24 protein-coding genes are annotated in these 25303 nt (G+C 73.0%); 14 read left to right on the top strand and 10 right to left on the bottom strand.

Annotated features, from left to right (window positions below; genetic code table 11):
- Positions 1 to 30: 30 nt before the first annotated feature.
- The 7 genes from nadA (at position 31) to HAV40_RS16790 (ending at position 7144) form a co-directional block, all read left to right on the top strand.
- Entirely contained in the window at positions 31 to 1182 is a 1152-nt protein-coding gene (gene nadA / locus HAV40_RS16820; protein WP_203671060.1) for a quinolinate synthase NadA, read from the top strand.
- Between the two features lie 144 nt (positions 1183 to 1326).
- Positions 1327 to 2655, top strand: a complete 1329-nt coding sequence (gene murA, locus HAV40_RS16815) for a UDP-N-acetylglucosamine 1-carboxyvinyltransferase (protein WP_166382280.1) — start codon at positions 1327 to 1329, stop codon at positions 2653 to 2655.
- A 324-nt stretch (positions 2656 to 2979) separates the two neighbouring features.
- Positions 2980 to 3609, top strand: a complete 630-nt coding sequence (locus tag HAV40_RS16810; protein WP_166382278.1) for a DUF3043 domain-containing protein — start codon at positions 2980 to 2982, stop codon at positions 3607 to 3609.
- A 71-nt stretch (positions 3610 to 3680) separates the two neighbouring features.
- On the top strand, positions 3681 to 4574 hold the full coding sequence (locus HAV40_RS16805; RefSeq protein WP_166382276.1) for an ABC transporter ATP-binding protein: 894 nt from the start codon (positions 3681 to 3683) through the stop codon (positions 4572 to 4574).
- Between the two features lie 2 nt (positions 4575 to 4576).
- Complete coding sequence (locus HAV40_RS16800; protein WP_166382274.1) at positions 4577 to 5308, top strand: ABC transporter permease; 732 nt, start codon at positions 4577 to 4579, stop codon at positions 5306 to 5308.
- The gene (locus HAV40_RS16795) at positions 5275 to 6492 is read left to right on the top strand and encodes a sensor histidine kinase (protein ID WP_166382272.1); all 1218 of its coding nucleotides are present in this window, start codon (positions 5275 to 5277) and stop codon (positions 6490 to 6492) included. The genes HAV40_RS16800 and HAV40_RS16795 overlap by 34 nt, the downstream gene beginning before the upstream one ends.
- A gap of 46 nt (positions 6493 to 6538) precedes the next feature.
- Positions 6539 to 7144, top strand: coding sequence for a response regulator transcription factor (locus tag HAV40_RS16790; RefSeq protein WP_166382270.1), 606 nt, complete (start codon positions 6539 to 6541; stop codon positions 7142 to 7144).
- Between the two features lie 25 nt (positions 7145 to 7169).
- On the opposite strand, the gene HAV40_RS16785 is transcribed toward HAV40_RS16790, so the two are convergent.
- The 6 genes from HAV40_RS16785 to HAV40_RS16760 all read right to left on the bottom strand — a co-directional run bounded on the left by HAV40_RS16785 (position 7170) and on the right by HAV40_RS16760 (position 12251).
- A complete protein-coding gene (locus tag HAV40_RS16785; RefSeq protein WP_166382268.1) occupies positions 7170 to 7484 on the bottom strand; it encodes an AzlD domain-containing protein in 315 nt (104 codons plus the stop codon).
- Positions 7481 to 8203: an AzlC family ABC transporter permease gene (locus HAV40_RS16780; RefSeq protein ID WP_166382266.1), complete on the bottom strand. Its 723-nt coding sequence runs from the start codon at positions 8201 to 8203 to the stop codon at positions 7481 to 7483. The genes HAV40_RS16785 and HAV40_RS16780 overlap by 4 nt, the downstream gene beginning before the upstream one ends.
- Positions 8204 to 8313: 110 nt before the next feature.
- Entirely contained in the window at positions 8314 to 9594 is a 1281-nt protein-coding gene (locus HAV40_RS16775) for an MFS transporter (protein WP_166382264.1), read from the bottom strand.
- Positions 9595 to 9735: 141 nt separating this feature from the next.
- Positions 9736 to 10686, bottom strand: coding sequence for an ABC transporter ATP-binding protein (locus HAV40_RS16770; protein ID WP_166382262.1), 951 nt, complete (start codon positions 10684 to 10686; stop codon positions 9736 to 9738).
- Positions 10687 to 10708: 22 nt separating this feature from the next.
- Positions 10709 to 11518 (bottom strand): ABC transporter permease, encoded by an 810-nt coding sequence (locus HAV40_RS16765; RefSeq protein WP_239085842.1) that lies wholly within the window; start codon positions 11516 to 11518, stop codon positions 10709 to 10711.
- Positions 11511 to 12251 carry an ABC transporter permease gene (locus HAV40_RS16760; protein ID WP_239085849.1) on the bottom strand — a complete coding sequence of 247 codons (741 nt, stop codon included), beginning with the start codon at positions 12249 to 12251 and terminating at the stop codon, positions 11511 to 11513. Before HAV40_RS16760 ends, HAV40_RS16765 begins: the two co-directional genes overlap by 8 nt.
- A 242-nt stretch (positions 12252 to 12493) precedes the next feature.
- Here HAV40_RS16760 and HAV40_RS38470 point away from each other — a divergent pair, with 242 nt between their 5' ends.
- Together HAV40_RS38470 and HAV40_RS16750 are read left to right on the top strand one after the other, a co-directional pair.
- Positions 12494 to 15232, top strand: a complete 2739-nt coding sequence (locus tag HAV40_RS38470) for a WG repeat-containing protein (RefSeq protein ID WP_239085850.1) — start codon at positions 12494 to 12496, stop codon at positions 15230 to 15232.
- 51 nt (positions 15233 to 15283) lie between these two features.
- Positions 15284 to 16282 (top strand): aldo/keto reductase family protein, encoded by a 999-nt coding sequence (locus HAV40_RS16750; protein WP_166382260.1) that lies wholly within the window; start codon positions 15284 to 15286, stop codon positions 16280 to 16282.
- Positions 16283 to 16333: 51 nt separating this feature from the next.
- On the opposite strand, the gene HAV40_RS16745 is transcribed toward HAV40_RS16750, so the two are convergent.
- Positions 16334 to 16528, bottom strand: coding sequence for a hypothetical protein (locus HAV40_RS16745; RefSeq protein ID WP_120316212.1), 195 nt, complete (start codon positions 16526 to 16528; stop codon positions 16334 to 16336).
- A gap of 90 nt (positions 16529 to 16618) precedes the next feature.
- On the opposite strand from HAV40_RS16745, the gene HAV40_RS16740 reads away from it, so the two are divergent.
- The 3 genes from HAV40_RS16740 to HAV40_RS16730 are packed head-to-tail and all read left to right on the top strand — an operon-like array spanning position 16619 to position 19937.
- On the top strand, positions 16619 to 18508 hold the full coding sequence (locus HAV40_RS16740; RefSeq protein ID WP_166382258.1) for a bifunctional adenosylcobinamide kinase/adenosylcobinamide-phosphate guanylyltransferase: 1890 nt from the start codon (positions 16619 to 16621) through the stop codon (positions 18506 to 18508).
- Positions 18486 to 19280, top strand: coding sequence for an adenosylcobinamide-GDP ribazoletransferase (locus tag HAV40_RS16735; protein ID WP_166382256.1), 795 nt, complete (start codon positions 18486 to 18488; stop codon positions 19278 to 19280). The genes HAV40_RS16740 and HAV40_RS16735 overlap by 23 nt, the downstream gene beginning before the upstream one ends.
- A gap of 24 nt (positions 19281 to 19304) precedes the next feature.
- Positions 19305 to 19937, top strand: coding sequence for a hypothetical protein (locus HAV40_RS16730; protein ID WP_166382254.1), 633 nt, complete (start codon positions 19305 to 19307; stop codon positions 19935 to 19937).
- A gap of 45 nt (positions 19938 to 19982) precedes the next feature.
- On the opposite strand, the gene HAV40_RS16725 is transcribed toward HAV40_RS16730, so the two are convergent.
- Together HAV40_RS16725 and gcvT are read right to left on the bottom strand one after the other, a co-directional pair.
- On the bottom strand, positions 19983 to 20333 hold the full coding sequence (locus tag HAV40_RS16725) for an MmcQ/YjbR family DNA-binding protein (protein ID WP_166382252.1): 351 nt from the start codon (positions 20331 to 20333) through the stop codon (positions 19983 to 19985).
- Between the two features lie 95 nt (positions 20334 to 20428).
- A complete protein-coding gene (gene gcvT, locus HAV40_RS16720; protein WP_166382250.1) occupies positions 20429 to 21550 on the bottom strand; it encodes a glycine cleavage system aminomethyltransferase GcvT in 1122 nt (373 codons plus the stop codon).
- Positions 21551 to 21622: 72 nt separating this feature from the next.
- Between gcvT and HAV40_RS16715 the strand changes: the two genes are divergently transcribed.
- On the top strand, positions 21623 to 23191 hold the full coding sequence (locus tag HAV40_RS16715; RefSeq protein WP_166382248.1) for a leucyl aminopeptidase: 1569 nt from the start codon (positions 21623 to 21625) through the stop codon (positions 23189 to 23191).
- Positions 23192 to 23397: 206 nt separating this feature from the next.
- Here HAV40_RS16715 and HAV40_RS16710 read toward each other — a convergent pair whose 3' ends face one another.
- A complete protein-coding gene (locus HAV40_RS16710) occupies positions 23398 to 23715 on the bottom strand; it encodes a hypothetical protein (protein WP_166382246.1) in 318 nt (105 codons plus the stop codon).
- A 184-nt stretch (positions 23716 to 23899) separates the two neighbouring features.
- Between HAV40_RS16710 and lpdA the strand changes: the two genes are divergently transcribed.
- Positions 23900 to 25276 carry a dihydrolipoyl dehydrogenase gene (lpdA, locus tag HAV40_RS16705; RefSeq protein WP_166382217.1) on the top strand — a complete coding sequence of 459 codons (1377 nt, stop codon included), beginning with the start codon at positions 23900 to 23902 and terminating at the stop codon, positions 25274 to 25276.
- The last annotated feature ends 27 nt before the right edge of the window (positions 25277 to 25303 follow it).

Genomic DNA, 25303 nt, shown 5'->3' with positions numbered 1-25303 from the left:
GCGCGCCTGCCGTGCCCGGTTGGTGCGACGATGGGAGGCGTGACTGCTCCCGTACTGCTGCTGCTCGGCCGCGGCAAGGACTCGAACTCCGAACGCGGCGTCGACTGCCCGGGTGACCTGCCCGCGCCCAGCGACCCCGGTCTGGTCGAGCGTGCCGCCGCCGCCAAGGCCGCGCTCGGCGACCGGGTCTTCGTCCTCGGCCACCACTACCAGCGCGACGAGGTCATCCAGTTCGCCGACGTGACCGGCGACTCCTTCAAGCTGGCCCGCGAGGCCGCGGCACGGCCCGACGCCGAGTTCATCGTGTTCTGCGGCGTGCACTTCATGGCCGAGTCCGCCGACATCCTCACCACCGAGGCCCAGCGCGTGGTCCTGCCGGACCTGGCCGCGGGCTGCTCCATGGCCGACATGGCCGTGCTGGAGCAGGTCGAGCAGTGCTGGGATGTGCTGAGCGACCTGGGCATCGCCGATGATGTGGTGCCCGTCACCTATATGAACTCCTCCGCCGACATCAAGGGCTTCGTCGGCCGTAACGGCGGCGTGGTCTGCACCTCCTCCAACGCCAAGCGCGCCCTCGACTGGGCATACGCGAAGGGCGAGAAGGTCCTGTTCCTGCCCGACCAGCACCTGGGGCGCAACACCGCGGTGCTGGAGATGGGCTACTCGCTCGACGACTGCGTGCTCTACGACCCGCACAAGCCGAACGGCGGGCTGACCGACCAGCAGCTGCGCGACGCCAAGATGATCCTGTGGCGCGGGCACTGCTCGGTGCACGGCCGGTTCACCCTGGAGAACGTGCTGGCCATGCGCGAGCAGGTGCCGGGCGTCAACATCCTGGTGCACCCGGAGTGCCGCCACGAGGTGGTCACCGCGGCCGACTACGTCGGTTCGACGGAGTACATCATCAAGAAGCTGGAGGCTGCCGAGCCCGGCTCGGCGTGGGCCGTGGGCACGGAGCTGAACCTGGTCCGCCGCCTGGCCGCCGCGCACCCGGACAAGCAGGTCATGTTCCTGGAGAAGACGGTCTGCTACTGCTCCACGATGAATCGGATCGACCTGCCGCACCTGGTCTGGGCGCTGGAGGAGCTGGTCGCGGGGCGGGTGCCGAACCAGATCACGGTCGACCCCGACACCGCGCACCACGCCCGGGTCGCCCTGGACCAGATGCTGGCCCTGCCGTAGGCAACCGGTAACTCTCCGTGCGAGCGCCGCGCCCGAATCGCGGCGCTCGTACTCATTTAAGCTTGCCGTGTATTCCGTCACACATCACGCAGCGCTATGCTGCCGGGGTTTGCTTTTCACTCGCGCCATACCCAGGAGGTCGCCTTGTCGGACGACGTGCTCATCGTCAGCGGAGGTAGCCCGCTCAAGGGCGAGGTGCGGGTTCGCGGGGCCAAGAACCTGGTCTCCAAAGCCATGGTCGCGACCGTGCTGGGCGAGAGTCCGAGCACGATGTACGACGTCCCGCGCATCCGCGACGTCGAGATCGTGCGCGGCCTGCTGGAGCTGCACGGCGTCAAGGTGACCAACGGCGCCCTCGACGGCGAGCTGCGGTTCGACCCGTCCAACGTCGAGCGCGCCGGTGTCGACGAGATCAACGTGCACGCCGGGTCCAGCCGCATCCCGATCCTGCTGTGCGGCCCGCTGCTGCACCGGCTCGGCCACGCGTTCATCCCGGACCTGGGCGGCTGCCACATCGGCCCGCGCCCCATCGACTACCACCTGGAGGCGCTGCGGCGCTTCGGTGCCGTCGTCGACAAGACCCCGGAAGGCCTGCACCTGTCGGCCCCGGACGGCCTGCACGGCATCAAGTACGAGCTGGACTACCCGTCGGTCGGCGCGACCGAGCAGATCCTGCTCACCGCCGTGCTCGCCGAGGGTGTCACCGAGCTGAGCAACGCCGCGGTCGAGCCCGAGATCATCGACCTGATCTGCATCCTGCAGAAGATGGGCGCGATCATCAAGGTGCACACCAACCGGGTGATCGAGATCCAGGGCGTGCCGCGCCTGGGCGGCTTCTCGCACCGGCCCATCCCCGACCGCATCGAGGCCGCGAGCTGGGCCTCGGCCGCGCTGGCCACCAAGGGCGACATCACCGTCAAGGGCGCCCGCCAGGCCGACATGACCACGTACCTCAACGTGTTCCGGTCGATCGGCGGCGAGTTCGAGATCGACGACAACCCGGTCGACGGCGGCATCCGCTTCTGGCACCCCGGTGGCGACCTGCGCCCCGTGGCGCTGGAGACCGACGTTCACCCCGGTTTCATGACCGACTGGCAGCAGCCGCTGGTCGTGGCGCTGACCCAGGCCAACGGCCTGTCCGTGGTGCACGAGACGGTGTACGAGAAGCGCTTCGGCTACACCAGCGCGCTGAACCAGATGGGCGCGCACATCCAGGTCTTCCAGGACTGCCTGGGCGGCACCCCGTGCCGTTTCGGCCGGATGGGCTTCCGCCACAGCGCCGTCATCGCCGGCCCGGCCAAGCTGCACGCGACCGACCTGGTCATCCCCGACCTGCGGGCGGGCTTCAGCCACCTCATCGCGGCCCTGGCCGCCGAGGGCACCTCGCGGGTGCACGGCGTCGACCTGATCAACCGCGGCTACGAGGACTTCGAGGCCAAGCTCGCCAACCTCGGCGCCACCGTCTCCCGCTGACCCGACCCCACCGGCCCGCCCGTCCGATCGCCGTCGGGCAACCCGTTTTACATAGACGTTGGCCTATCTGGATGAGTTCGATCGCCAAAAACTCATCCAGATAGGCCAACGTCTATTTGCGGCCCGGTGGGCGCGACCGGGGTGGGGGCGGTTCGGGGGCGGTTCGGGGGCGGTGGGGCGCGCGGGGGGAGCAGGCTCGGTGAGGCGGGTGGAGCGGGCGCGGGGTGGGGCGGTGGGCAGGGGCGGGGTGGGTGGGGAGCTGTTCGTCACAGGGCGCGACGCGGTGGGCGTCGGGTGCGCCGCCGGGTCGGCTACCCTTGCTGCGTGCCGTTGTTCTCCCGCAAGACCACCGACGTTTCCGCCGCGACCACGGGTGCTGAGCCCGAGGCCGCCTCGGAGATCGTGCGCGCGTCGCGCTCCCACACGCCCGGCAAGGGCAAGGCGACGCCCAAGCGCACCGAGGCCCAGCGCCGCAAGGCCGAGCCGCCGCCGGCGAACCGCCGCGAGGCGATGAAGCGCTCGCGCGAGAAGATGCGCTCCGAGCGGGCCGAGTCCATGGCCGGCATGAAGGCGGGCGACGAGCGCTTCCTGCTGCCCCGGGACAAGGGACCGGAGCGGCGGCTGGTGCGCGACTACGTCGACTCCCGGCGTACCGTCGGCACCTGGTTCTTCGGCGGCGCATTCCTGATCTTCTTCCTGATCCAGGTCCGCGACCCGCGCATCGCGCTCGCCGCGAACATCATCTGGCTGCTGCTGGCGCTGGCCGTGATCGTGGACAGCATCCTGATCTGCCGGAAGATCAAGAAGCTGATCAAGGCGAACTACCCCAAGACCACCCAGCGTATGGGCTCGCTGTACATGTACGCGGTCATGCGCGGGATCACCTTCCGCCGCATGCGCATGCCGAACCCGCAGGTCAAGATCGGTGACCCGGTCGTTCCCACCAAGGCCTAGGACATCTGTCCTGCCGGAGTCGGGATCGCCGGATCTGCCCGGCCGTCCCGGCTCCGCCTAGCGTCGGACGCATGACGGAAGCGGTGCGGCTGCAAGCGGTCGCGAAGAACTACGGCCCGGTCCGGGCGGTGGACGGCATCGACCTGTCCATCGCCCGCGGGCAGACGGTGGCGCTGCTCGGCCCCAACGGTGCAGGCAAGTCCACCACCATCAACATGCTGCTCGGCCTGCTGGAACCCACGGCCGGCACGGTGCGCGTGTTCGGCGGCACTCCCACCGAGGCGGTGCGGGCCGGCAAGGTCGGCGCGATGCTGCAGGAGTCGGGCTTCGCCGCCAACGCGACAGTACGCGAGCTGGTCGAACTCGCCCGCGCGCTGTACCGCGACCCGCTGCCCACCGCCGAGGTCCTGGCCACGGCCGACCTCACGGACCTGGCCGGGCGGCGGCTCGACAAGCTCTCCGGCGGGCAGACCCAGCGGGTGCGCTTCGCGTTCGCGCTGGCCGGAAACCCCGAACTGCTCGTGCTCGACGAGCCGACCGCCGCGCTGGACGTGGAGAGCCGCCAGGCGTTCTGGGCGGCGATGCGACGCTACGCGGCGACCGGGCGCACGGTGCTGTTCGCGACGCACTATCTCGAAGAGGCCGACGACTTCGCCGACCGCGTCATCGTGATCGCACGCGGCCAGGTCGTCGCCGACGGCAGCGGCGCGGACATCAAGCAGCTCACCGGTGGGCGTACGGTCAGCTTCGACCGTGCGGGCACCGACCTCGACGTGCTGCGCCGCCTGCCGGGCGTGGTCGAGGCCGAGCAGCGCGGCGAGCGTGCCCTGCTGCGCTGCGACGACTCCGACCGCACCGTGCGCGCCCTGCTGGCCGACGGCCACGCCTGGCGCAACCTCGAGATCACCGGGGCGGGCCTGGAAGAGGCCTTCCTGTCCCTGACCGCGTCCGCTGGCAAGGAGTGACCATGCGCGCCTATCTCATCTTCGAACTGCGCCGCCTGATCCGCGAGCCGCGCATGGCGATCTTCACCGTGGTGCTGCCCGTGCTGATCTACACGATCAGCAGCGGCAGCTCCGGGGACGCCGGCCAGGTCGGCGGCGTGGACGTCGCGGCATACCTGATGGTCAGCATGGCCGCGTACGGGGCGCTGGTCGGCGCGCTGTCGGTCGGCATCGCGGTGTCCCAGGAGCGCGCCAACGGCTGGTTGCGCCAGCTGCGGATCACGCCGCTCGCCCCGACCCAGGTGGTCGCGGTGAAGGCACTGCTGGCCTCGCTGCTGGCGATCCCGCCGGTGGTCTCGGTGGGCCTGGTCGCCGCGTTCGCGAACGGGGTGTCGTTCAGCGCCGGGCAGTGGGTCGCGCTGGTCGTGCTGATGTGGCTGGGCAGCCTGCCCTTCGCGGCGTTCGGCCTGGCCCTGGGTTTCACCCTGCCGCCGCAGCTGACCCAGCCGGTGAGCATGCTGGGCGTGTTCGGCCTGGCCTTCCTGGGCGGGCTGTTCGTGCCGGTCGCCGTGATGCCGCACGTGCTCGCCTCGATCGCCACCTGGCTGCCCAGCAACCGCTTCGCCGAGCTGGGCTGGTCCGTGGTCGCAGGGCAGGCCCCGCCGGTCGGCGGGCTCGCCATCCTCGCAGCCTGGGCGCTGGTCTTCGGCGCGCTCGCGGCGTGGGCCTACCGTCGCTCGGCGGCACTGCGGTGATGTCCGGGTTCCTGGACGGCCTGAGCCGGGCGGGTGCGACCTCGTCGCACCGGCCCGGCTCGGCCGCGTCCGGCCAGGCGAGACGGCGCGGGCAGCGCCGGGGCGCGGTGTTCGCCGCGCTCTGGCTGTGGCCGATGGCTCCGGCGATCCATGCCGTACTGGTCGGGCAGGTCACCGCTCCCCTGGCGGCCGGTGCCGGGCTGGCCGCGTTCATCGTGCTGTACCTGTTCGTCGTGGTGCAGGGCTTCAGCGGCACCGGCCAGCCGACCCTGCGTAACCAGGCCCTGCTCGCGCTGGTCACGGTCCTCGGGGTGACCCTGGCGGCGGCATACGGCGGGCAGCCGGGCGGCTGGCTGGGACTGGTGCTCTACATGGCCGCCGCCGGAGTGGCGCTGTACGGCCTGCCGCTGGCCTACTACTGGCTCGGCGCGATGGTCGCCGTGCAGGTCGTGCTGGGCATGATGCACGGCGAGCCCGCCCCGGAGATCGCCGAGTCGGTCTTCAACACGATCATGGCCGGTGCGCTGATCATGGTCGTCCGCCGGATGATGCGCCTGATCCGCGAGCTGAGCGCGACCCGTGAGGAGCTGGCCCGCGCCGCCGTCGAGGGCGAGCGCCTGCGTTTCGCCCGCGACCTGCACGACCTGCTCGGCCACAGCCTGTCCCTGATCGTCGTCAAAGCCGAGGTCGTACGCCGCACCGCCGGGCGCGACGCCGAGGCCGCCGCGCGGGAGGCCGCCGAGATCGAGCAGATCGGGCGCACGGCGCTGGCCGAGGTCCGGCAGGCGGTCACCGGCTACCGGGCCCGCGCGTTCACCGCCGAACTCGCCACCGCCGGGGCGGCGCTGTCCGACGCGGGCATCGAGCCGACCGTGCGTACCACGGCCGAACCGCTGCCCGCCGCCGTCGACGACGCGTTCGCCTGGGCGGTGCGCGAGGCCGCCACCAACGTCATCCGGCACAGCGGCGCGAGCTCGTGCGTGATCGCGCTCAGCCGGGCCGGGCACTGGCAGTTGGAGGTACGCGACGACGGCCGTGGCGTGCCCGCCGACCCGGCTCCCGGCAACGGCCTGCGTGGCCTGGCCGAACGCCTGGCGCTGGTCGGTGGCACGCTGTCGACCGTGGACCTGTCCGGCGGCGGTTTCGTGCTGCGCGCCACCGTGCCCGAGGGAGGCCACGCGTGATCCGGCGGCGGGCCACGCTCGGGTCACGCGCGGCCGGGGGCCACTCGTGATCAGGGTGCTGCTCGCCGAGGACCAGGGCATGATGCGCGGCGCGCTGGCGCTGCTGCTCGGCCTGGAACCCGACATCGAGGTGGTCGCCCAGGTGAGCCGGGGTGACGAGGTCGCCGCCGCGGCCGTCGCGGCGTCGCCGGACGTGGCACTGCTCGACATCGAGATGCCCGGCCTGTCCGGCCTGGACGCCGCCGCGCTGCTGCGCACCGCCGTGCCGTCGTGCCGGGTGCTGATCCTGACCACCTTCGGCCGGCCCGGCTACCTGCGCCGGGCCATGGACGCCGGGGCGCGGGGCTTCCTGGTCAAGGACGGTCCCGTCGAGGAACTGGCCGAGGCGATCCGCCGGGTGCTCGCGGGCCAGACCGTCATCGACCCGGCGCTGGCCGCCGCCGCCCTGGCCGCCGGTCCGAACCCGCTGACCGAGCGCGAGCGCGAGGTCCTGGCCAGCGCCGCCGACGGCGCGACCATCGCCGACCTCGCCATCCGCCTGCACCTGTCGGAGAGCACCGTCCGCAACTATCTCTCCGCCGCCATCGGCAAGACCGGCACCCGCAACCGCATGGAAGCCCTCCAGACCGCCCGCACCCAGGGCTGGCTGTGACCCACCTCCAGCGGGCGGCAGCGGCTCAGGGAAGGCCGGCGAGGCGGAGCAGAGCCGCAGTAAGGGCGGCGGCCACCACGACCAGGACGAACGGGGCCCTGCGCCAGGCGAGGACCGCACCGACCAGGACGCCCAGCGGGCGGGCGACGCCGACCGACAGCCGTCCCGCCTCCGTGAACACCGCGGTCGCCACCAGGGCGGCGAGCAGTGTCGTGGCGGCGATCGGCAGCAGGTGGCGCAGCCGCTCGGGCAGCACCAGGCGGTCGTGGAGCAGGACTCCGGCGATCCGGACGGCGTAGGTGCCCACGGCCAGCGCCAGCACGACCAGCAGCATCGTCATCGTGGCCCCCGCTGCGCCGGAGTCACGCGTTCCGGCTGGTCGCCTGCTCGTGTCGGCGGGGTGGGCAGCAGCAGGGCCGCGCCGACGCCCAGCAGGGCGGCCAGTACGGGCAGGCCCGCCGGGAGCAGCGGCGTCGACGCGATGGCGAGCACGGAACCGGCGATCGCGGCGGCGCGGGTGGCCCGGTCGCGCAGCGACGGCAGCAGCAGGGCCAGCAGACCCGCCGGGAACGCGGCGTCGAGCCCGTACACGGCAGGGTCGCTGACCGCGCCGCCGAGCAGGACACCGATCAGCGTGCCGATGTTCCAGGTGATGAAGATGGTCACGCCGACGGTCCAGAACGCTCGACCCCGGCGTTCGGGGTGGCGCTCGGCCAGCGCGAACGCGGTGCTCTCGTCGATGATCAGATGTGCCCCGGCGAAACGGGCCACCCTGCTCCGGCCGATCGCGGGGCCGACGGCCAGGCCGAACGGCAGGTGCCGGATGTTGATGAGCACCCCGCCGACCACGGCGGCCACTGGGCTGCCGGTCATCAGGGCGACGGCGAGGAACTGGGAACCACCGGCGAACACCAGCACCGACATCGCCGCCGGCACCCAGGCGGGCAGACCGGAGGCCACCGCGATCGCGCCGAACGACAGCCCGATGACGCCGACCGCCGCGCCGATGGCCGCCGCGTCCCGCCACAGCCTGGCGTCGCGCCCGTCAGCCTGCCGCATACCGGTAATCACCTCAAGTCACTTCGTCAGTTACCGCCACGCTAGCGCCGTCCGGTGATGCGCTGACGACGGCCGGCGGGCCGCCCATCCTGTGGGCGACGGCGGTCGGCTCAGGCAGCGGTGAGCGCGGGACGCCGGGCGGCCTTCGCGGCGACTGCGGCGTCGGCCGCGTCGGCGGCGCGGACCGCGCGGCGCAGGCCGGGCGTGACCAGCGCGGCCAGCAGCAGGCCGAGCACCGCGGCGACCAGCGGCACCGCGAACGCGCCACGGTAGCCGTACGCGTCGGCGAGGCGGCCGGCGGCGGCCGCGCCCAGCGACACCCCGGCGACCACGCCGCTGGCCAGCAGGGTCATCACCATGCCCGCGCGGCGGGGCGGGCACAGCCGTCCCGCCAGGGCGTACCCGGAGATCAGGTACGGCGCGGCGGTGACCCCGAGCACGACCACGGCCGCCAGCGCGGTGAGCGTGGAGTGCGCGAGCAGCAGCGCCGCGGTGCCCCCGACGAGCGCGACAGCCGACCAGACGTACCTGCTGACCGGCCCGAGGGACTCCGGCAGCCACGCCACGGCGAGCCCGGCGGCGGCGCTGCCGACGCCCAGCACGGCGTAGATCAGACCGGCCGACCCGGCCGAGCCGATCGTGTCGGCGAACGCGGTCACCCCGGTCTGCGTCGCCCCGAACACGACGCCGATCACGGACATGGCCGCGACCAGCACCGCGACCCGCGCGAACGGCATCCGCCCGACAGGTTGGGCGGGCGACGGCGACGCGGCGTGGGGCGCGCGCAGCACCGGGGGCACCGTGCGGTGCAGCGCGAACGGCACCGCGGCGAGCACGGTCAGCACGGCCGCCACCAGCAGCGGCACGCCCGCCCAGCCGGTCAGCGCCAGGATGCCGACCAGCGCCGGACCGGCGAGGAACGAGGCCTCGTCGACCGCTCCCTCGTACGCCATGGCGGTGGGTAGTTGCCGTTGCCGGCCGCGGTCGCCGAGCAGCACCGCCCAGCGCACCCGGACCAGCGGCCCGACCTGCGGCATGGCGAATCCGGCGAGCGCGGCGAACGGCAGCACGGCGGCGGCGGACAGGCCCCCGGTGACGGCGAACACGAGCGCGGCGTACGCGGCGGCGTCGACGACGGCGGTGGCGATGCCGACGGCGCGCTGGCCGAAACGGTCGGCCAGGGTGCCGGTGACGGGGCCGCCGAGCGCCGCGCCGATGCCGAACGCGGCGGCGGCCAGACCGGCGGTGCCGTAACTGCCGGTGGCGGCGACGACGAGGGTGATCACGCCGAGCGGACCCATGGCGGCGGGCAGCCGGGCGAGGAAGGCGAGCACGAGGAACCAGGGTCCGGTGATGCGGACGAGGTCACGGTAGGAGGCACGGGCGGCCACGAATCAACTCCGGGTACGGCAGGGGCGATGTACGCCGTCCCACCCAACCGGCGCACCCCTTGCGGCCCTGTGCAGCACCCAGTGTAACCAGCCAAGATCGCTTCCGGTAGGCGGATGCGCCTGTGAGGGTGACCTCCTTTCTCAGGAGCGGTAGAGCCGGGCGATCACCTCCTCGATCTCGGGTTCGGTCACCGCGAGGTCGCGCAGTCCGCCGAGAGCCGAGAGCGCGGAGACCAGGGCGCCCACCGAGGCGGTGCCGTCGAGGGTGAAGGTCAGGCGAGGCCCGGCGGTGGCTTCGAGGTGTACGCCGGGAAGCGTGGGCACGGCAGCCGGCGCGGTGTCGAAGTCGACGACCACCCGCCGCTGCGAGCCGTAGCGGGCGTGCAGGGCGTCGATGCCGCCGTCGTGCACCACCCGGCCGTGGTCGATGACGACGATGCGGCGGCACAGCCGCTCGATGTCGGCGAGGTCGTGCGTGGTCAGCACGATCGTGGTGTCACCGGTGGCGCCGAGTTCGGCCAGGAAGCCACGGACGGCCTGCTTGCTGACCACGTCCAGGCCGATCGTCGGCTCGTCGAGGAACAGCACCTCGGGGCCGTGCAGCAGGGCGGCGGTCAGCTCGCCCCGCATGCGCTGGCCCAGCGAGAGCTGGCGCACCGGGGTGTCCAGGAACGGGTCGAGTTCGAGCAGGTCGCGGCAGCGCCGCAGGCGGGCGGCGTGCTCGGCGGCGGGCACCCGGTAGATGTGGCGCAGCAGCTCGTACGAGTCGCCCAGCGGCAGGTCCCACCACAGTTGCGAGCGCTGCCCGAACACCACGCCGATGCGCCGGGCCAGCTGGATGCGCTGCGGCACCGGGGTCAGCCCGCACACCGCGACGGTGCCGCCGGACGGGTGCAGCACGCCGGTGAGCATCTTGAGCGTGGTGGACTTGCCCGCGCCGTTGGGCCCGAGGTAGCCGAGCAGTTCGCCGCGCCGCACCGTCAGGTCCACCCCGTCGACGGCGGCGACGGCGCGGCTCTCCCGGCGCAGCAGGCCCTTGCGCACCCGTACGGTGAAGTCCTTGCGCAGCCCGTGCGCCTCGATGACGTTCACGCCGCCGTGCCTCCGTTCGCGGTCAAGAGCCGGTGCTGCGGTACTGGCGCACCCCGGTGCGCCAGACGAGCGCGGCCAGGGCCGCGGCGACCGCCGCCAGCAGGGGGCCGCACCAGCCCAGCCAGGCGGGACCGCCCAGCGGATCGGGGCGGTCGAGCAGGACCAGGGCGGGGTAGTACGCCACGAAGCCGAAGCCCAGCCCGAAGGCGAGCAGGTGCCGGAACCAGCCGCCGTAGACCGTCATCGGGTATGACGTGAAGTCGCGCCCGCCGTAGGTCAGCGCGGCGGTCAGCTCGCCGGAGTCCACCCACCAGAACGCCACCGTCGCCGTCGCCACGAAGACGGCGCTGAAGAACACCGCGCCGGCCAAGGGCGTGACCACCAGCAGCAGCAGGTTGGCCGGTGTCACCGGCACCTCGGCCAGGCGCACCGCGATCACGAGCACGACGACGCCGGAGCAGACCCGGCCCAGCCGCCGTACGCCCACGTCGAGCACCAGCAGTTGCCACAGCACGCCGAGCGGGCGGATCAGCACCGCGTCGAGCAGCCCCGTGCGCACGTGGCGCGACATCTTGTCGATGTTGCCGACGGTGAGGTCGGCCAGCGAGAAGCCCAGCGACGACAGCCCGAACACCAGCAGCGTGTCGGTCAGCGAGAACCCGCCCAGGACCGGCACCCGGTAGAAGACGACGAGCACGGCCAGCAGGTCGGCACCGAGGAAGACGACGTTGGACACCAGGTCGAGGGCGAAACTCGCCCGGTACGAGGCCTGCGAGCGCACCTGCGCCGCGACGAGCCTGCGGTAGATCGCCAGGGTCGAGGGCTCAGCCACCCTGCACCACCAGCCGCCGTTCGGCCCGGCGCTGGACCAGCACGCAGGCCGTTAACAGCAGCCCGGCCCACAGCGCCTGGATGCCGAGCAGGCCCAGCTGTCCGGCTGGCGGATCCCGTTCCACCAGCACGTCGAGCGGAATCTGCAGCACCGACGGGAACGGGGTGCCCAGGTATACGGCGGCCGCCAGGCCGTCGGGCAGGAAGCGGATCGGGAAGTACAGCCCGCCGAGCATGCCCGCGCAGACGGCCCAGCCCATGAGTACGCCGCGGGTGTCGAGCAGCCAGTAGCCGGCCGCGTTGACCAGGAACCGCCCGGCGAAGCAGACCAGCACCGCCAGCAGCACCGAGGCCGCGAACAGCGGGTAGGTGGCGGCACGCTGCGGCAGGTACATGTCGAACACGAGCCCGCCGACCGCGACCGGCACGACGAACCGGGTGAGCAGGGCGTACGCCGCCCGGCCCAGGTCGGGCAGCAGGTAGCCGAGCACGGGGTGGACGGGGCGCAGCAGGTCGGTGACCACGTCGCCGGAGCGGATCCGGTCGGCCAGCTCGGTCCAGCCCCACAGCGCCACGACGCCGATCAGGCCCTGCCCGGCCCATACATAGGTGACCAGTTGTGGGGCGTCGTATCCGGCGACCTGCCCGCCGGCGGCCACCGCGGAACCGGCCACGGCCAGCATGACGTAGGTCCTGACGAAGCCGAACATGGTGTTGGTGGCCGTGGCCGCCACGGTCGCCTGGCGATATGTGGAGAACCGCCGGAATCCGGATGAACTTAATGTCCGGAAAATCCCTACCGTTTCGATGAAGTTTCGGATTGTGAGCCGATCCGCAGTGGCGGTGACGAAGCCCACCCCGTACCCTCCACTCGCAACCGCATTCTTTTTTCGGCCGGGCGCGACCATACCTTCGTGGCAACCCGGTTCGCGATGCATTTGTGCCATACAAGACTCGGAACCAGGCGAGGTGGGGCGTGACCGACGAGCGCACCGACGAGCGGCACCGCGGCACGCCGGCCTGGGCCGGTACGCCGACGTCGCCGTGGTCGCGGGTGCCCGGACAACGCCCGCCCTCGGACGCGCCCGACCCCGCCGCGCAGCAGCCCGCCAACGCGCAGGGCCAGCAGCAGGGTCCGCAGCAGCCCGGCCAGCACGCCCCCGGCCAGCAGCCGAACGGCCCCCAGCAGTACGGCCAGCCGCACGCCGGTCAGGGCCCGCCGCCCGGCCCGTTCCCGCCCGCCAACGGGCAGCGCCAGCCGCAGCAGGGCAACTGGGACCCGAACGCGCAGCGCGGCCAGCGCCCCGGCCCGATGCCCCCGCAGCCCGGCCCGCAGTACCGCCCGAACGGCCCCCAGCAGGGCCAGGTCTACGGCGGCCCGAACCAGCCGCACCCGTCGCAGGGCCCCGGCCCGCAGGGGCAGTACGGGCCGCCCCAACAGGGACGCCACCCGCAGCAGGGCCAGCAGCGCCCGCAGCAGGGCCAGGTCTACGGCGGCCCGAACCAGCACCCGAACGGCCCCCAGCAGTACGGCCAGCCGCACCCCGGCCAGGGCCAGCCGCAGCAGGGGCAGACCTACGGCCACCCGCAGGGGCAGCCGCAGTACGGCCCGCCGCAGGGCCAGCGCCCGCCGCAGCAGGGCCAGGTCTACGGCCAGCCCGGCACCCCGCAGCAGGGTCACCCCGGCATGCCCGGCCAGGCCCCGCAGGGCTACGCCCCCGCGCCGGGCCAGCAGGCTCCCGGTCAGCAGGCCCCGGGTCAGCAGCCTCCGGGCCAGCAGGCCCCTGGCCAGCCCGTGCCTCAGCAGGCCCCGCAGGCAGCGGCGACCGCCGCCCCGCCGGCGGCACCACCCGCCCAGCAGGCCGCCCCCACGTCCGGCGCGCAGCCCGTGGCCGTACCGGCGGCAGCCGGCACGCCCGCTGCCACGGCAGCCGGTGACCAGGCGCAGGCCGCCGCCGCGAGCCGCCGGGGACGCCACTCCACGGCGGACACCGGCATGATGGCCGCCATCACCGACGACACCCCGCCTCCGGCCGCAGCCGCGGCGGCGCCGGTCACCGCGGAGCCCGCCGCCAGTGCGGCCCCGGTCTCCGCCGCTCCGGTCTCCACTGCCGTCGCGTCGGCCGCACCCGTCTCGGCCGCGCCGGTCTCGGCCAACCCGGTGTCGCCGGCCGCACCGCAGACCCCGGCCGTGGCCACCCCCGACACCGTGCTGCCCGTCGCCGCGAGCGCGGCCGGCGCGGCGACCGCGCTGTCCGCCCCGACGATGCTGCACCCGCTGGTCCGCCCCGGTGCCGCGCCGACACCCGCCGCCGAGCCCGCGGCGACGACGGCCACCGTCACCGGTGACGCCGCCGCGGCCGCCGCTGCCGCGGCCGAGCCGGAGCCGGAGGCCACCCCGGAGTCGGGGCCCGACCCGGAGCAGACGCTGGCCGCGTACGAGTGGCGCTTCCATCACGAGACGCTGCGTGAGCTGGTCGACAACCCGGATGAGCTGCGCGAGATCCGGGACCGGCTCACCGAGAAGCTCACCCCGGCCACCGACAACCCGACCCGCGCCCGGCTGCTCAGCCTGCGGGCCGTGGTCTCGCGCATCCTCGGCGACCTGACCAAGGCGCTGTCGGACGGCAAGATGGCCCTGGTGCACGCCGAGGCGACCGGAGAGCTGCGCCGCATCGCGCTGGCCAAGGCCCGGCTGGCCCACGTGCTGCAGTGGCGCGGCGACTTCACCGAGGCCGACAAGCTGTTCGCCGAGGCCAACTCCAGCGAGCTGCCCGACCGGCTGCGCGCCACCATGCACGAGCACGCCGGGCGGTCCTGCCTGGACCAGGGCCGCTACATGGAGGCGTTCAACCACTTCGAGAAGGCGCTCGAACTGCGCAAGGTCGAGGATCCGGAGCTGATCACGCGTACCGAGATGGCGCTCGACGCCGTCTCGATGAAGATCGCCGAGAACGGCATGGGCCCGTACCCGCGCAGCATGGACGAGATCCTGCAGGTCAGCAAGCCGCCGGTGCCGCGTTTCGACGAGCGTGTGCAGTGCTGGGGTTTCGCCGGGGCCGACGGCCGTACGGTCATCTCCCCCGCGTTCGCCGACGTGCAGCCGTTCCGCGACGGTGCCGCCTGGGTGCGCCGCCCGGAGATGGAGACCTGGGAGCTGATCGACGAGGCGGGCACCCGGCTCATCGACGGCCGGGCCGGCTGGCTCGGTGTCGGCTCGTTCTCCGACGGGCTGGCCTGGGTGTCGCGCGACGGCGCGGGCAACTGGGTCGCCATCGACAAGCAGGGCCGGGTGGTCATCTCCACCGGCTTCGAGGACGTACGCCCGTTCCGCCGTGGCCTGGCCGCGGTGCGCCGGGGCGGCTGGGGCGCGGTCGACAAGCAGGGCCGGGCCGTGGTGCCGTTCCAGTTCACCGGGTTCGCGACCGCGCTGACCGACGGCCGCTACGTCGACGGCTTCTCCGACGAGGGCCTGGCCATCGTCGATGCGGGCGGGCGCAAGGGCGTCGTGGACCGCACCGGAGCCGTGGTGGTGCCGCCCGTACACCCGGCGCTGGTCATCCACCCGGTGGCGTTCCTGATCGCGGGCCCGTCCGGCCGCTGGGGGGCGCTGGACCGCAAGGGCCGCCCGTTCATCGACCCGGAGCTGCCCAGCCGCCAGGTCGTCATGGAGGAACTCGACCGGCTGCTGGCCGACACGAAGCCCGTGTTGTAGAAGATTCAACCCTCCGCGACGGACCGGACCCGGTCGGCATAGGGTCTTGTTATGGAGTTTCGGCATTTGGGCCGTTCCGGGATGCTCGTCAGCGAGATCTCGTACGGAAACTGGATCACCCACGGCTCGCAGGTCGAGGAGGACGCCGCCGACGCTTGCGTGCGCGCGGCCCTCGACAGCGGGATCACCACCTTCGACACCGCGGATGTGTACGCCGGCACCCGCGCCGAGTCGGTGCTCGGCCGGGCGCTGAAGGGCGAGCGCCGCGAAGGCCTGGAGATCTTCACCAAGGTCTTCTGGCCGACCGGGTCCGGGCGCAACGACCGCGGCCTGTCCCGCAAGCACATCATGGAGTCGATCAACGGGTCGCTGCAGCGTCTGCAGACCGACTACGTCGACCTGTACCAGGCACACCGCTACGACTACGCGACCCCGCTGGAGGAGACGATGGTGGCGTTCGCCGACATCGTGCACTCCGGCAAGGCGCACTACATCGGCGTCTCGGAGTGGAAGGCGTCGGAGATCCGCGCCGCCCACGCCCTGGCCACCGAGCTGAAGATCTCGCTGGTGTCGAGCCAGCCGCAGTACTCGATGCTGTGGCGGGTCATCGAGGCCGAGGTCGTGCCGACCTGCGAGGAGCTGGGTCTCGGCCAGATCGTCTGGTCGCCGATGGCGCAGGGTGTGCTCAGCGGCAAGTACCTGCCGGGTCAGCCGCCGCCGGCCGGTTCGCGGGCCACCGACGAGAAGTCGGGTGCGGGTTTCATCGCGCGCTGGCTCGACGACGACGTGCTCACCCGCGTGCAGCAGCTCAAGCCGCTGGCCGCGGACGCGGGCCTGACCATGGCGCAGCTCGCCGTGGCGTGGGTGCTGCAGAACCCGAACGTGTCGTCGGCGATCGTCGGCGCGACGCGCCCCGAGCAGGTGTACGACAACGTGAAGGCCTCGGGCGTGAAGCTCGACGCCGACCTGATGAAGGCGATCGACGAGATCGTCGAGCCGGTCACGGAGCGGGACCCGGGCAAGACCCAGTCCCCCGACGAGCGTCCCTGATCACGACGTCAGGGGGCGGCCCGCACGGGCGGCCCCCTGACGGCCGGGGGCTCAGGCCCCCTGCAGGCTCATCCGGTACTCGTCGCGGTCGCCCTCGACGAGGATCACCTCTACCGCACCGGCGGCGACCAGGTCACGCCAGGTCTGGCCGAGCCACGACTCGGCGTCGGCCTGGTTGCTGAACGTTTCGTTCGGGCCTTCGACGGGCTTGCCCGCCGCATCCTCGTACCGCCAGCTCCACGTCATGGCGATCAGCTTATCCGGCAGCCGCGCTCCGGCCGCGCAGGCGGCGCATCCGCTGACCCGCTCCCGGGCCGAAGGTCATAAGGTACGGGCATGTCGCATGACGGTTGGCCCTCACACTTCGGGGCACGGGTGCTGGTGCTCGGTGGCATTCGCTCAGGCAAGAGCGAGTACGCCGAATCCCTGCTGACAGGCGCACGTTCGGTGCGCTACCTCGCCACCGCTCTGGCGGACGGCGGTGACCCGGCGTTCGCCGAGCGGGTGGCCGCGCACCGCGAGCGCAGGCCGCAGTCCTGGATCACCGTCGACACGTACGGCGACCCGGCTGCGCTGGTCACCGCGCTCGGCCAGGCCGCCGCCGAGGACGTGCTGATCGTCGACGACCTGGGCGGCTGGGTGGTGAACCTGCTCGACCGCGCGGACGCGCAGGTGCACGTCAGCCGGCTGGCCGCCGCGGTCGCCGGCTGCGCGGCGCGGGTGGTGCTGGTCAGCCCCGAGGTCGGCCTGTCCGTGGTGCCGCCGACCGAGGCGGGTGTGCGCTTCGCCGACCTGATGGGACTGACCAACCAGGCCGTCGCCGCGGCCTGCGACGCGGTCGCCCTGGTCGTCGCCGGGCGCCCGATCTGGCTGAGCGGCACTGACGCGGCCGACGACCCGGCCTCGGGTCCCGCCGGAGCGGCCGGACCCGGAACCGGTGTCGCCACGGAGGCCGCGGTCGCACCGGCCACCGCCGCAGCGGCAGCGAGCGCCACGCCCGTTGGTGCGGCGGCCGGGTTGACGCTGCCCGCCGTCTCGGCCATCCCCAGCCCCGAGGTGCTCACCCCGGCCGCCGCCGCGCCGAAGCTCACGGCCGCGCTGACCGAGAGCACCCAGGCGCTGCCGATCGTGTCGACCGGCCTGGTCATCCAGCAGAACATGGACCTGCCCATCCCGGACGGCGACGCCCGTGACGCCGCCCGCGACCACCTGAACCTGCTCGACATCCCCGGCTCCGGGCTCGGCCGGCTCGCCGAGATCGTGCTGTTCGCCGCTGGCGCGCAGGGCCGTACCGTGCCGCTGCCCTGGCAGCGGCCCCGGATGCTGCTGCTGCACGGCAACCACGAGGGCGACGTCGCCGCCGGGCAGACCCCGCACGGGGCGGCGCTGCTGGCGGCACAGGCCCGCCGTGGCGAGGGCCCGGTCGGGCTGCTGGCCGCCGAGCACGGGGTCAGCCTGCAGATCGTCGACACCGCCGCCGCCGAGGCGATCGAGCACGCCCCGGCGGCCGACCTGGACACCGTCGACGGCCTGCTGCGGTATGGCTGGCAGCTCGCCGACGAGGCCGTCGACAGCGGGGTCGACCTGCTGATGCTGGGCTCGTGCGGGGCCGGGGCGGAGGCGGCCGCGGCCGCGGTGGTCTCCGCGGTGACCGGCGCGGAGGTGCCCGGCCTGCTGAACCGGGTGGTCAGCGCCGACGGCACCGTCGACGACGCGGCGTGGATGCTGCGGTGCGCCGCCGTACGCGACGCGCTGCACCGGGTCCGGGGACGGGTGATGCCCGCCAAGGAGCTGCTCACCGAGCTGGGCGGGCCGGACCTGGCGGTGGCGGCGGGCGTGATCCTGGGGGCCACGGCACGGCGTACGCCGGTGCTGCTCGACGGGCCGGTCGGCGTCGCCGCCGGGCTGATCGCGCGGGACCTGGGCAGCCAGTCCCGGCTGTGGTGCGCGCTGGCCGACACCGGCCGCCACCCGACCACGGTGCTGGCAGCCGACGTGCTCGGCCTGACCGCGCTGACCGACCTGAACGCCGGGCTCGGCGAGGGCGCGGGCGCACTGCTGGCGCTGCCGCTGCTGCGCTCGGCGCTGACCCTGGCGTCGGCGCTGCCCGCGCTGCCGCCCCTGCTCGACGAGCCGCCCGCGCACCTGCAGCAGCCCGAGGACGAGCCGGACGACGCCACCGACGAGCCCGTGTCCCGCACCGATGACGCCTCCGTCGTGGACTGACCGTCCGCGCGGCGGATCGCTCGACGGCCTGCGGCTGGCGCTGACCACGTTCACGGTCGCGCCGGTCGCCGGGCCGCGCCACCTCGACCGTGCCGTCGCCGGGCGGGCCATGACGCTCGCCCCGGCGATCGGGGCGCTGCTCGGGTCGCTGCTCGGCGGGGTGCTGGCCGGGCTCGCGGCAGGCCTGCCCGCGCTGGTCGCCGCGACGCTGACGGTGGGCCTGGCCGCGCTGCTCAGTCGCGGGCTGCACCTGGACGGGCTGGCGGACACGGTGGACGCGCTGGGGTCGTACCGTTCCCGCGAGCGCGCCCTGGAGATCATGAAGTCGCCGGAGGTCGGGCCGTTCGGCGTGGTCGCCCTGATCCTGGTGCTGCTGTCGCAGATCGGTGCCCTGGCGCAGCTGTCGGCGCGGCCGCTGCCCGCGCTGCTGGCCGGGGTGGCCGCCACCGTCGCGGGTGGACGGCTGGCGATCACCGAGGCGTGCCGCCGGGGTGTGCCCGCGGCGCGGCCAGGCGGGATGGGAGCCCTGGTCGCGGGTACGGTGCACCCGGTCGCGTACACCGTCGCCCTGGCACTGGTCGCGGCGCTGGCCGTGCCGGCCGTGCCAGGCCGCCCCTGGCAGGGCCCGGCCGCCGTGCTCGGCGCACTGCTCGTCGTGGTCGGCCTGCGCGTCCATCTGGTACGCCGGTTCGGCGGCGTCACCGGCGACGTGCTCGGTTTCCTGTCCGAAACGGCGACCACCCTGATCGCCATCGGACTGATTCTCTTCTGACGCGCGGCCCGCTAGCATTCGCGAATGATCTTCGAATCCGCGACTCCGCTCGCCCGCGCCTGCGACGCGCTGGTGCGCGCCCGGCGCGAGCGCGACATCGAGGCGTTCGAGTCGGCGACGGCGCAGCTGTGGGAGGCCGCCCAGACGGCCTCGGCGGACGAACTCACCACCGCCCTGGCCGCCTGCGCCGAACTGCTCGGCGAGCTCGGACCGGGCTTCGGCGGGGAGTTCGCGCTGCTCTGCGGCGCGCTGATCGAGCTGGGCGCGCTGCCGGAGCCACTGATCCCGGTGCTGCGCGCCCGGCTCACCGAGGTCGCGGGCCTGGCCGTGGAGTTCACCGCGGTGTGGACGCGCGAGTTCCCCGGCGAAGCCGTCCCCGAGCCGGGCCCTGCGGAGTTCGACGCCGTCCTGGACCGCCTCGACGCGGCCATCGCGCCCGACCACGCGGTGCGGCTCGCGGAGAGCTGGTTCGGCTGGCAGTCGTGGATGCGCTGCGCCACCACGCTCATGCAGCACTCGGCCACAGCCCGGCAGGCCTGCCGGGCCGATCCGGCGCTGCTCGCGGCCGTCGCCGCGCTGGAGCCCGCCCGCGCCGACATGACCGCACTGTCCACGCTGCTCTCAGCGCCCGAGGGCGCGGCCGCCGCAGCCCGGTGACGCGTTCGCCCGGCGACGCCTGCTCCCTCGCCGGGGCTGCGGCGGCTACGCCTGCGTGTCGTACTGCTTGACCAGCTTCTTCGGCGCGGTGCGCCGCCAGGCCTCGACGACCAGTTCCCGCAGCTCGGCCGGGTCCACCCGGGACAGCTCGACGCGCACCCAGCCGAACCGCCCGACGTAGGCGGCCGCCGAGTACACCTCCGGCGCGGCGGCGAGCAGTGCAGCCTGCTCCTCCTTGGATGCCTTGACCGACATCGTCTCGCCGCCCGGCATACCGGAGGCGAACATCTTGTCCCCCACCCGCAGGGTCGGGTGCCCCCACTCCTCGACCATCACCTCAGCGCACCCGGGCAACGCGAGCACCCAGTCCCTCACCTGCTCGTACGCAACCGCCATGGCGACCACCCTAGGCCACCGGCGGGACCTGGGGCCGTCGCCGGAACACCCCCGGCACCGGCCGCGGCGAGCCCGGGGGCGTCGCCGCGGAGGGGTCACCTGACGGACGGCTGCACGAACGGCGGCTTCGTCACCGTCATCGCGCTGCGGCGGCCGCGTACGTCGACCTCGACGGTGTCGCCCTCGGCCAGCCCCGCGGCGGTGTCGAGCAGCGCCAGCGCGATGCCGATCTTGCGGGTCGGCGAGAACGTGCCGCTGGTGATCTCACCGACGGTCCGGTCGCCGGACAGCACGCTCATGTGCGCGCGCGGGATGCCCCGGTCGGTGGCGACCAGGCCCCACAGCGTGCGCCGCGCGCCCGCCGCCTTCTCCGCGGTCAGCACGTCGCGGCCCCAGAACGCGGGCTTGTTCCAGCCCACGGCCCAGCCCGAGCGGGCCTGCACCGGGGTGATGTCCATCGACAGGTCCTGCCCGTGCAGCGGGTAGCCCATCTCGGTGCGCAGCGTGTCGCGCGAGGCCAGGCCGCAGGCGCGGGCGGGCACGCTCGCGCCGAACAGCGCGTCCCAGACCGCCGTCGCGTCGGCCGACGGGACGACCAGTTCGTAGCCGTGCTCGCCGGTGTAACCGGTGCGGCACACGGTCAGCGTGACGCCGTTCAGGTCCGCTGTGGCGAAGCTCATGTACTCGTGCTCGGTGGGCAGGCCCAGCTCGGCCAGCAGCTCCGCCGAGCGCGGACCCTGCACCGCCAGCACCGCGAAGTCCGCGTGCTCGTTGGTGACGGTCAGCTCGGCGGGCGCGGCGGCGGACAGCCTGCGCACGACCTCGGTGGTGTTGGCCGCGTTCGGGATCAGGAAGACGTGGTCGTCGCCGTAGAGGTAGGCGATGATGTCGTCGACCACGCCGCCGGTCGCGTCGTCGCAGCACAGCGTGTACTGCGCTTTACCAGGCTTGATGCGGCCCAGGTCGTTGGTCAGGCAGGCGTTGACGAAGTCCGCCGCGCCCGGCCCCGTGATCCGTGCCTTGCCCAGATGGCTGACGTCGAAGACGCCCACGCCCTCGCGGACCGCGGCGTGCTCCTTGAGCACCCCGCCACCGGCGTACTCCAGCGGCATGTCCCAGCCGCCGAAGGCGGCGAACTTCGCTCCCAGCGCCACGTGACGGTCGTGCAGAGGCGATGTGAGCAGGTCGGCTGAGTCTTTTGAACCCACGTCGGTCATGAGCGCAACTTACCCTGGCGTTTGCGGTTCGTTAGCATCGGCGCAGCAACCCACGTCCACCAGGAGTACTTTGTGACCACGCCCACCACGGCTCTGCCCACGCTGAGCCTCGCCGACACCGACCCCGCCGACCTCACCGTGGACGCCGTGGTCATCGGCGTACACAGTCAGGAAGGCGCCGAGGGCGCGGCCGGGGAGCTGCTGCTGGCGTCCGGGGCCGAGAGCATCGCCGCCGCGTTCGACGGCAAGCTGACCGCCACCCTGGCCCTGCTCGGGGCCACCGGCGGTGCGGGCGAGGTCACCAAGCTCGCCACGCTCGGCACCATCACCGCGCCCGTCCTGGTCGCCGTCGGCCTGGGCGCCGAGCCCACCGGCCCGGCCCCCGCCCCCGACACGCTGCGCCGCGCCACCGCCGCCGCCGTCCGCGCCCTGGCCGGGGCGAAGAAGGTCGTGCTGGCGCTGCCCCTGTCCGACGACGCCGACGACAGCGGCGCGCTGACCCTGCGCGCGGTCGCGGAGGGCGCGGCGCTGGGCGCGTACCGGTTCACCGGCTACAAGGCCAAGCCCGCCGCCACCCGCAAGGACCCGGTCACCGCCGTGTCGGTGCTGGTGCCCGACGCGAAGGAGGGCTCGGCCAACGCGGAGATCACGCGTGCCGCCGTGGTGACCGCCGCGGTCGCCCGCACCCGCGACTGGGTCAACGCCCCGGCCAACCTGCTGCGCCCGCCGAACTTCGCCGACGAGATCGCCGCGCTGGCCGGCAAGGCCGGTCTGGACGTCGAGGTGTTCGACGAGAAGGCGCTGATCGAGGGCGGCTTCGGCGGCATCCTCGCCGTCGGCATGGGTTCGGCCGCCAAGCCGCGCCTGGTGAAGATCACGTACACGCCCGCCGAGTCGACCACCAAGGTCGCGCTGATCGGCAAGGGCATCACGTTCGACACCGGCGGCGTGTCCATCAAGCCCGCGCAGGGCATGTGGGAGATGAAGTCCGACATGGCCGGTGCGGCCGCCGTGGCCAGCACCATGGCCGCGATCGCCGAGCTCAAGCCCGCCGTGGCTGTGACCGCGTACATCCCGATCGCGGAGAACATGCTGTCGGGTGAGGCGTACCGGCCCGGTGACGTGATCACCATGCGCAGCGGCAAGAAGGTCGAGGTGCTCAACACCGACGCCGAGGGCCGCATGGTCCTGGCCGACGCGATCGCGCTGGCCTGCGAGTCGCAGCCCGACTACCTGATCGAGACCTCGACGCTGACCGGCGGCCAGGTCATCGCGCTCGGCAAGCGGGTCGCCGGGGTGATGGGCTCGGAGAAGCTGGCCCAGCGCACCAAGGCCGCCGGCGACCTGGTCGGCGAGCCGACCTGGCCGATGCCGCTGCCCGACGAGATCCGCAAGTCGATGGAGTCGGACGTCGCCGACATCCTGCAGGTCAGCGCGGGTATGGAGCGCGCCGGTCACATGCTGCAGGGCGGCGTGTTCCTGCGCGAGTTCGTCACCGAGGGCGTCGAGTGGGCCCACATCGACATCGCGGGCCCGTCGTTCCACTCCGGCGAGGCCACCGGCCACTGGAGCAAGGGCGGCACCGGCGTCCCCGTCCGCACCCTCCTCGCCCTGGTCGACGACATCGCGGCGAACGGCTGAGAAGCGAAGCGGAGCGGCCGCCGAGCTGCCGACAGGGCATCGCGGCGAACGGCTGAGAAGCGAAGCGGAGCGGCCGCCGAGCCGCCGACAGGGCATCGCGGCGAACGGCTGACCGCCTTTGGAGATCGCTGTTTCGGGTCAGAACCTGTGCTTCAACCGCGGGTTCTGACCCGAGACAGCGATCTTCGCGTTTCAGCGGGTGCCGGTCACTCCGCCGGGCGGAGTTTCTGGCGGGCGTTGAAGTCGCGCATGCGCTGGGGGTAGCCGACGAGCTGGACGTCGTAGACGGGCATGGACAGGCGCTGGGCGAACTGGCGTACCGCCTGGGGGTTGGGCATGCGGCGGCGGGTCCACTCACCGTCGTGGGCGATCAGGATGACGGTGGTCCCGGTCACCGTGGTGCGGGGCTCGATGAACGCCTCGACACCCCGGCGGGACTGCGCGAACTGCTCCAGGTGCGTCACGGCGGCCGGGTCGGCCGGACGGTCGGCCGGGGACCCGCCCCGGCGGCGGAACCAACCCACGCCTGCTCCTTTGTTGAAGGTGTGGCACTCCGGTGCGCATGGTACTGGCAACAGTAGCCAGACGTGTCCTTGCGCACCTCGGTGCGCGACTCACCCCCGGCAGTGACAAGATGGCCGAGTGTGGGCTGAGCACACGCCGGCTCACCGTGACGCGAAGTGGCAATGACGCGACCTTGGAGCGATCGTGAGCGAGACCTTTGACGTAGTCATCCTCGGCGGCGGCAGCGGTGGTTATGCCACCGCGCTGCGTGCGGCGCAGCTGGGTCTGTCCGTTGCGCTGATCGAGAAGGACAAGCTGGGCGGCACCTGTCTGCACCGGGGCTGCATTCCCACCAAGGCGCTGCTGCACGCCGGCGAGGTCGCCGACCAGACCCGCGAGGCGGCGCACATCGGCATCAAGGCCGAGCTGATCCAGATCGACATGGCGGGCGTGAACTCGTACAAGGACGGCGTGGTCGCCGGTCTGTACAAGGGCCTGCAGGGTCTGGTCAAGGCTGCCAAGATCACCTACATCGAGGGCAAGGGCGCGCTGGTCGCCCCGAACGCCGTCGAGGTGAACGGGCAGCGGGTCACCGGCCGCAACATCGTGCTGGCCACCGGGTCGTACTCGAAGAGCGTGCCCGGCCTGGAGCTGGACGGCGAGCGGGTCATCGCCAGCGAGCACGCGCTGACCCTGGACCGCGTGCCCGCGTCCGCGATCGTGCTGGGCGGCGGCGTGATCGGCGTCGAGTTCGCCAGCGCGTGGAAGTCGCTGGGCGCCGACGTGACCATCGTCGAGGCCCTGCCGCGCCTGGTCGCGGCCGAGGACCCGGACATCTCCAAGCAGCTGGAGCGCACCTTCCGCAAGCGCGGCATCGGCTTCAAGGTCGGCAAGCCGTTCGAGAAGGTCGAGAAGACCGAGACCGGCGTCAAGGTCACCATCGCCGGTGGCGAGACCCTGGAGGCCGAGCTGCTGCTGGTCGCCGTGGGCCGCGGCCCGGCCACCGCGAACTGCGGCTTCGAGGCGCAGGGCGTGACCATGGAGCGCGGCTTCGTGATCACCGACGAGCGCCTGCGCACCAACCTGCCCAACGTGTACGCCGTCGGTGACATCGTGCCCGGCCTGCAGCTGGCGCACCGCGGCTTCGCGCAGGGCATCTTCGTCGCGGAGACGATCGCCGGGCAGAACCCGGCCCCGATCGTCGAATCCGGCATCCCGCGCGTCACCTACACCGATCCCGAGATCGCGTCGGTCGGCATCACCGAGGCCCAGGCCAAGGAGAAGTTCGGCGCGGACGCCGTCGAGACGTACAACTACAACCTCGGCGGCAACGGCAAGAGCAAGATCCTGGGCACCCAGGGCTTCGTGAAGCTGGTCCGCCAGAAGGACGGCCCGGTCGTGGGCATCCACATGATCGGCGCCCGGATCGGCGAGCAGGTCGGCGAGGCATCCCTGATCGTGAACTGGGAGGCGTTCCCGGCCGAGGTCGCGGCGCTCATCCACGCGCACCCGACGCAGAACGAGGCGCTCGGCGAGGCGCACCTGGCGCTGGCGGGCAAGCCGCTGCACGCGCACAACTGAGCGAATAAGCTCACCTCGTCCTTTTAT

The organism is Catellatospora methionotrophica, from assembly GCF_011297335.1.
Lineage (GTDB): Bacteria > Actinomycetota > Actinomycetes > Mycobacteriales > Micromonosporaceae > Catellatospora > Catellatospora methionotrophica.
The sequence above is the reverse complement of the archived record's forward strand: the minus strand, read 5'-3'. Positions and strand labels throughout refer to the sequence as shown.

What these genes read in the sequence shown, in the direction of transcription:
- nadA (WP_203671060.1), top strand. Translation starts at nt 31, where the DNA reads ATGGGAGGCGTGACTGCTCCCGTACTGCTGCTGCTCGGCCGCGGCAAG.
- HAV40_RS16805 (WP_166382276.1), top strand. Translation starts at nt 3,681, where the DNA reads ATGACGGAAGCGGTGCGGCTGCAAGCGGTCGCGAAGAACTACGGCCCG.
- HAV40_RS16800 (WP_166382274.1), top strand. Translation starts at nt 4,577, where the DNA reads ATGCGCGCCTATCTCATCTTCGAACTGCGCCGCCTGATCCGCGAGCCG.
- HAV40_RS16785 (WP_166382268.1), bottom strand. Translation starts at nt 7,484, where the DNA reads ATGACGATGCTGCTGGTCGTGCTGGCGCTGGCCGTGGGCACCTACGCC.
- HAV40_RS16780 (WP_166382266.1), bottom strand. Translation starts at nt 8,203, where the DNA reads ATGCGGCAGGCTGACGGGCGCGACGCCAGGCTGTGGCGGGACGCGGCG.
- HAV40_RS16750 (WP_166382260.1), top strand. Translation starts at nt 15,284, where the DNA reads ATGGAGTTTCGGCATTTGGGCCGTTCCGGGATGCTCGTCAGCGAGATC.
- HAV40_RS16745 (WP_120316212.1), bottom strand. Translation starts at nt 16,528, where the DNA reads ATGACGTGGAGCTGGCGGTACGAGGATGCGGCGGGCAAGCCCGTCGAA.
- HAV40_RS16740 (WP_166382258.1), top strand. Translation starts at nt 16,619, where the DNA reads ATGTCGCATGACGGTTGGCCCTCACACTTCGGGGCACGGGTGCTGGTG.
- HAV40_RS16735 (WP_166382256.1), top strand. Translation starts at nt 18,486, where the DNA reads ATGACGCCTCCGTCGTGGACTGACCGTCCGCGCGGCGGATCGCTCGAC.
- HAV40_RS16730 (WP_166382254.1), top strand. Translation starts at nt 19,305, where the DNA reads ATGATCTTCGAATCCGCGACTCCGCTCGCCCGCGCCTGCGACGCGCTG.
- HAV40_RS16725 (WP_166382252.1), bottom strand. Translation starts at nt 20,333, where the DNA reads ATGGCGGTTGCGTACGAGCAGGTGAGGGACTGGGTGCTCGCGTTGCCC.
- gcvT (WP_166382250.1), bottom strand. Translation starts at nt 21,550, where the DNA reads ATGACCGACGTGGGTTCAAAAGACTCAGCCGACCTGCTCACATCGCCT.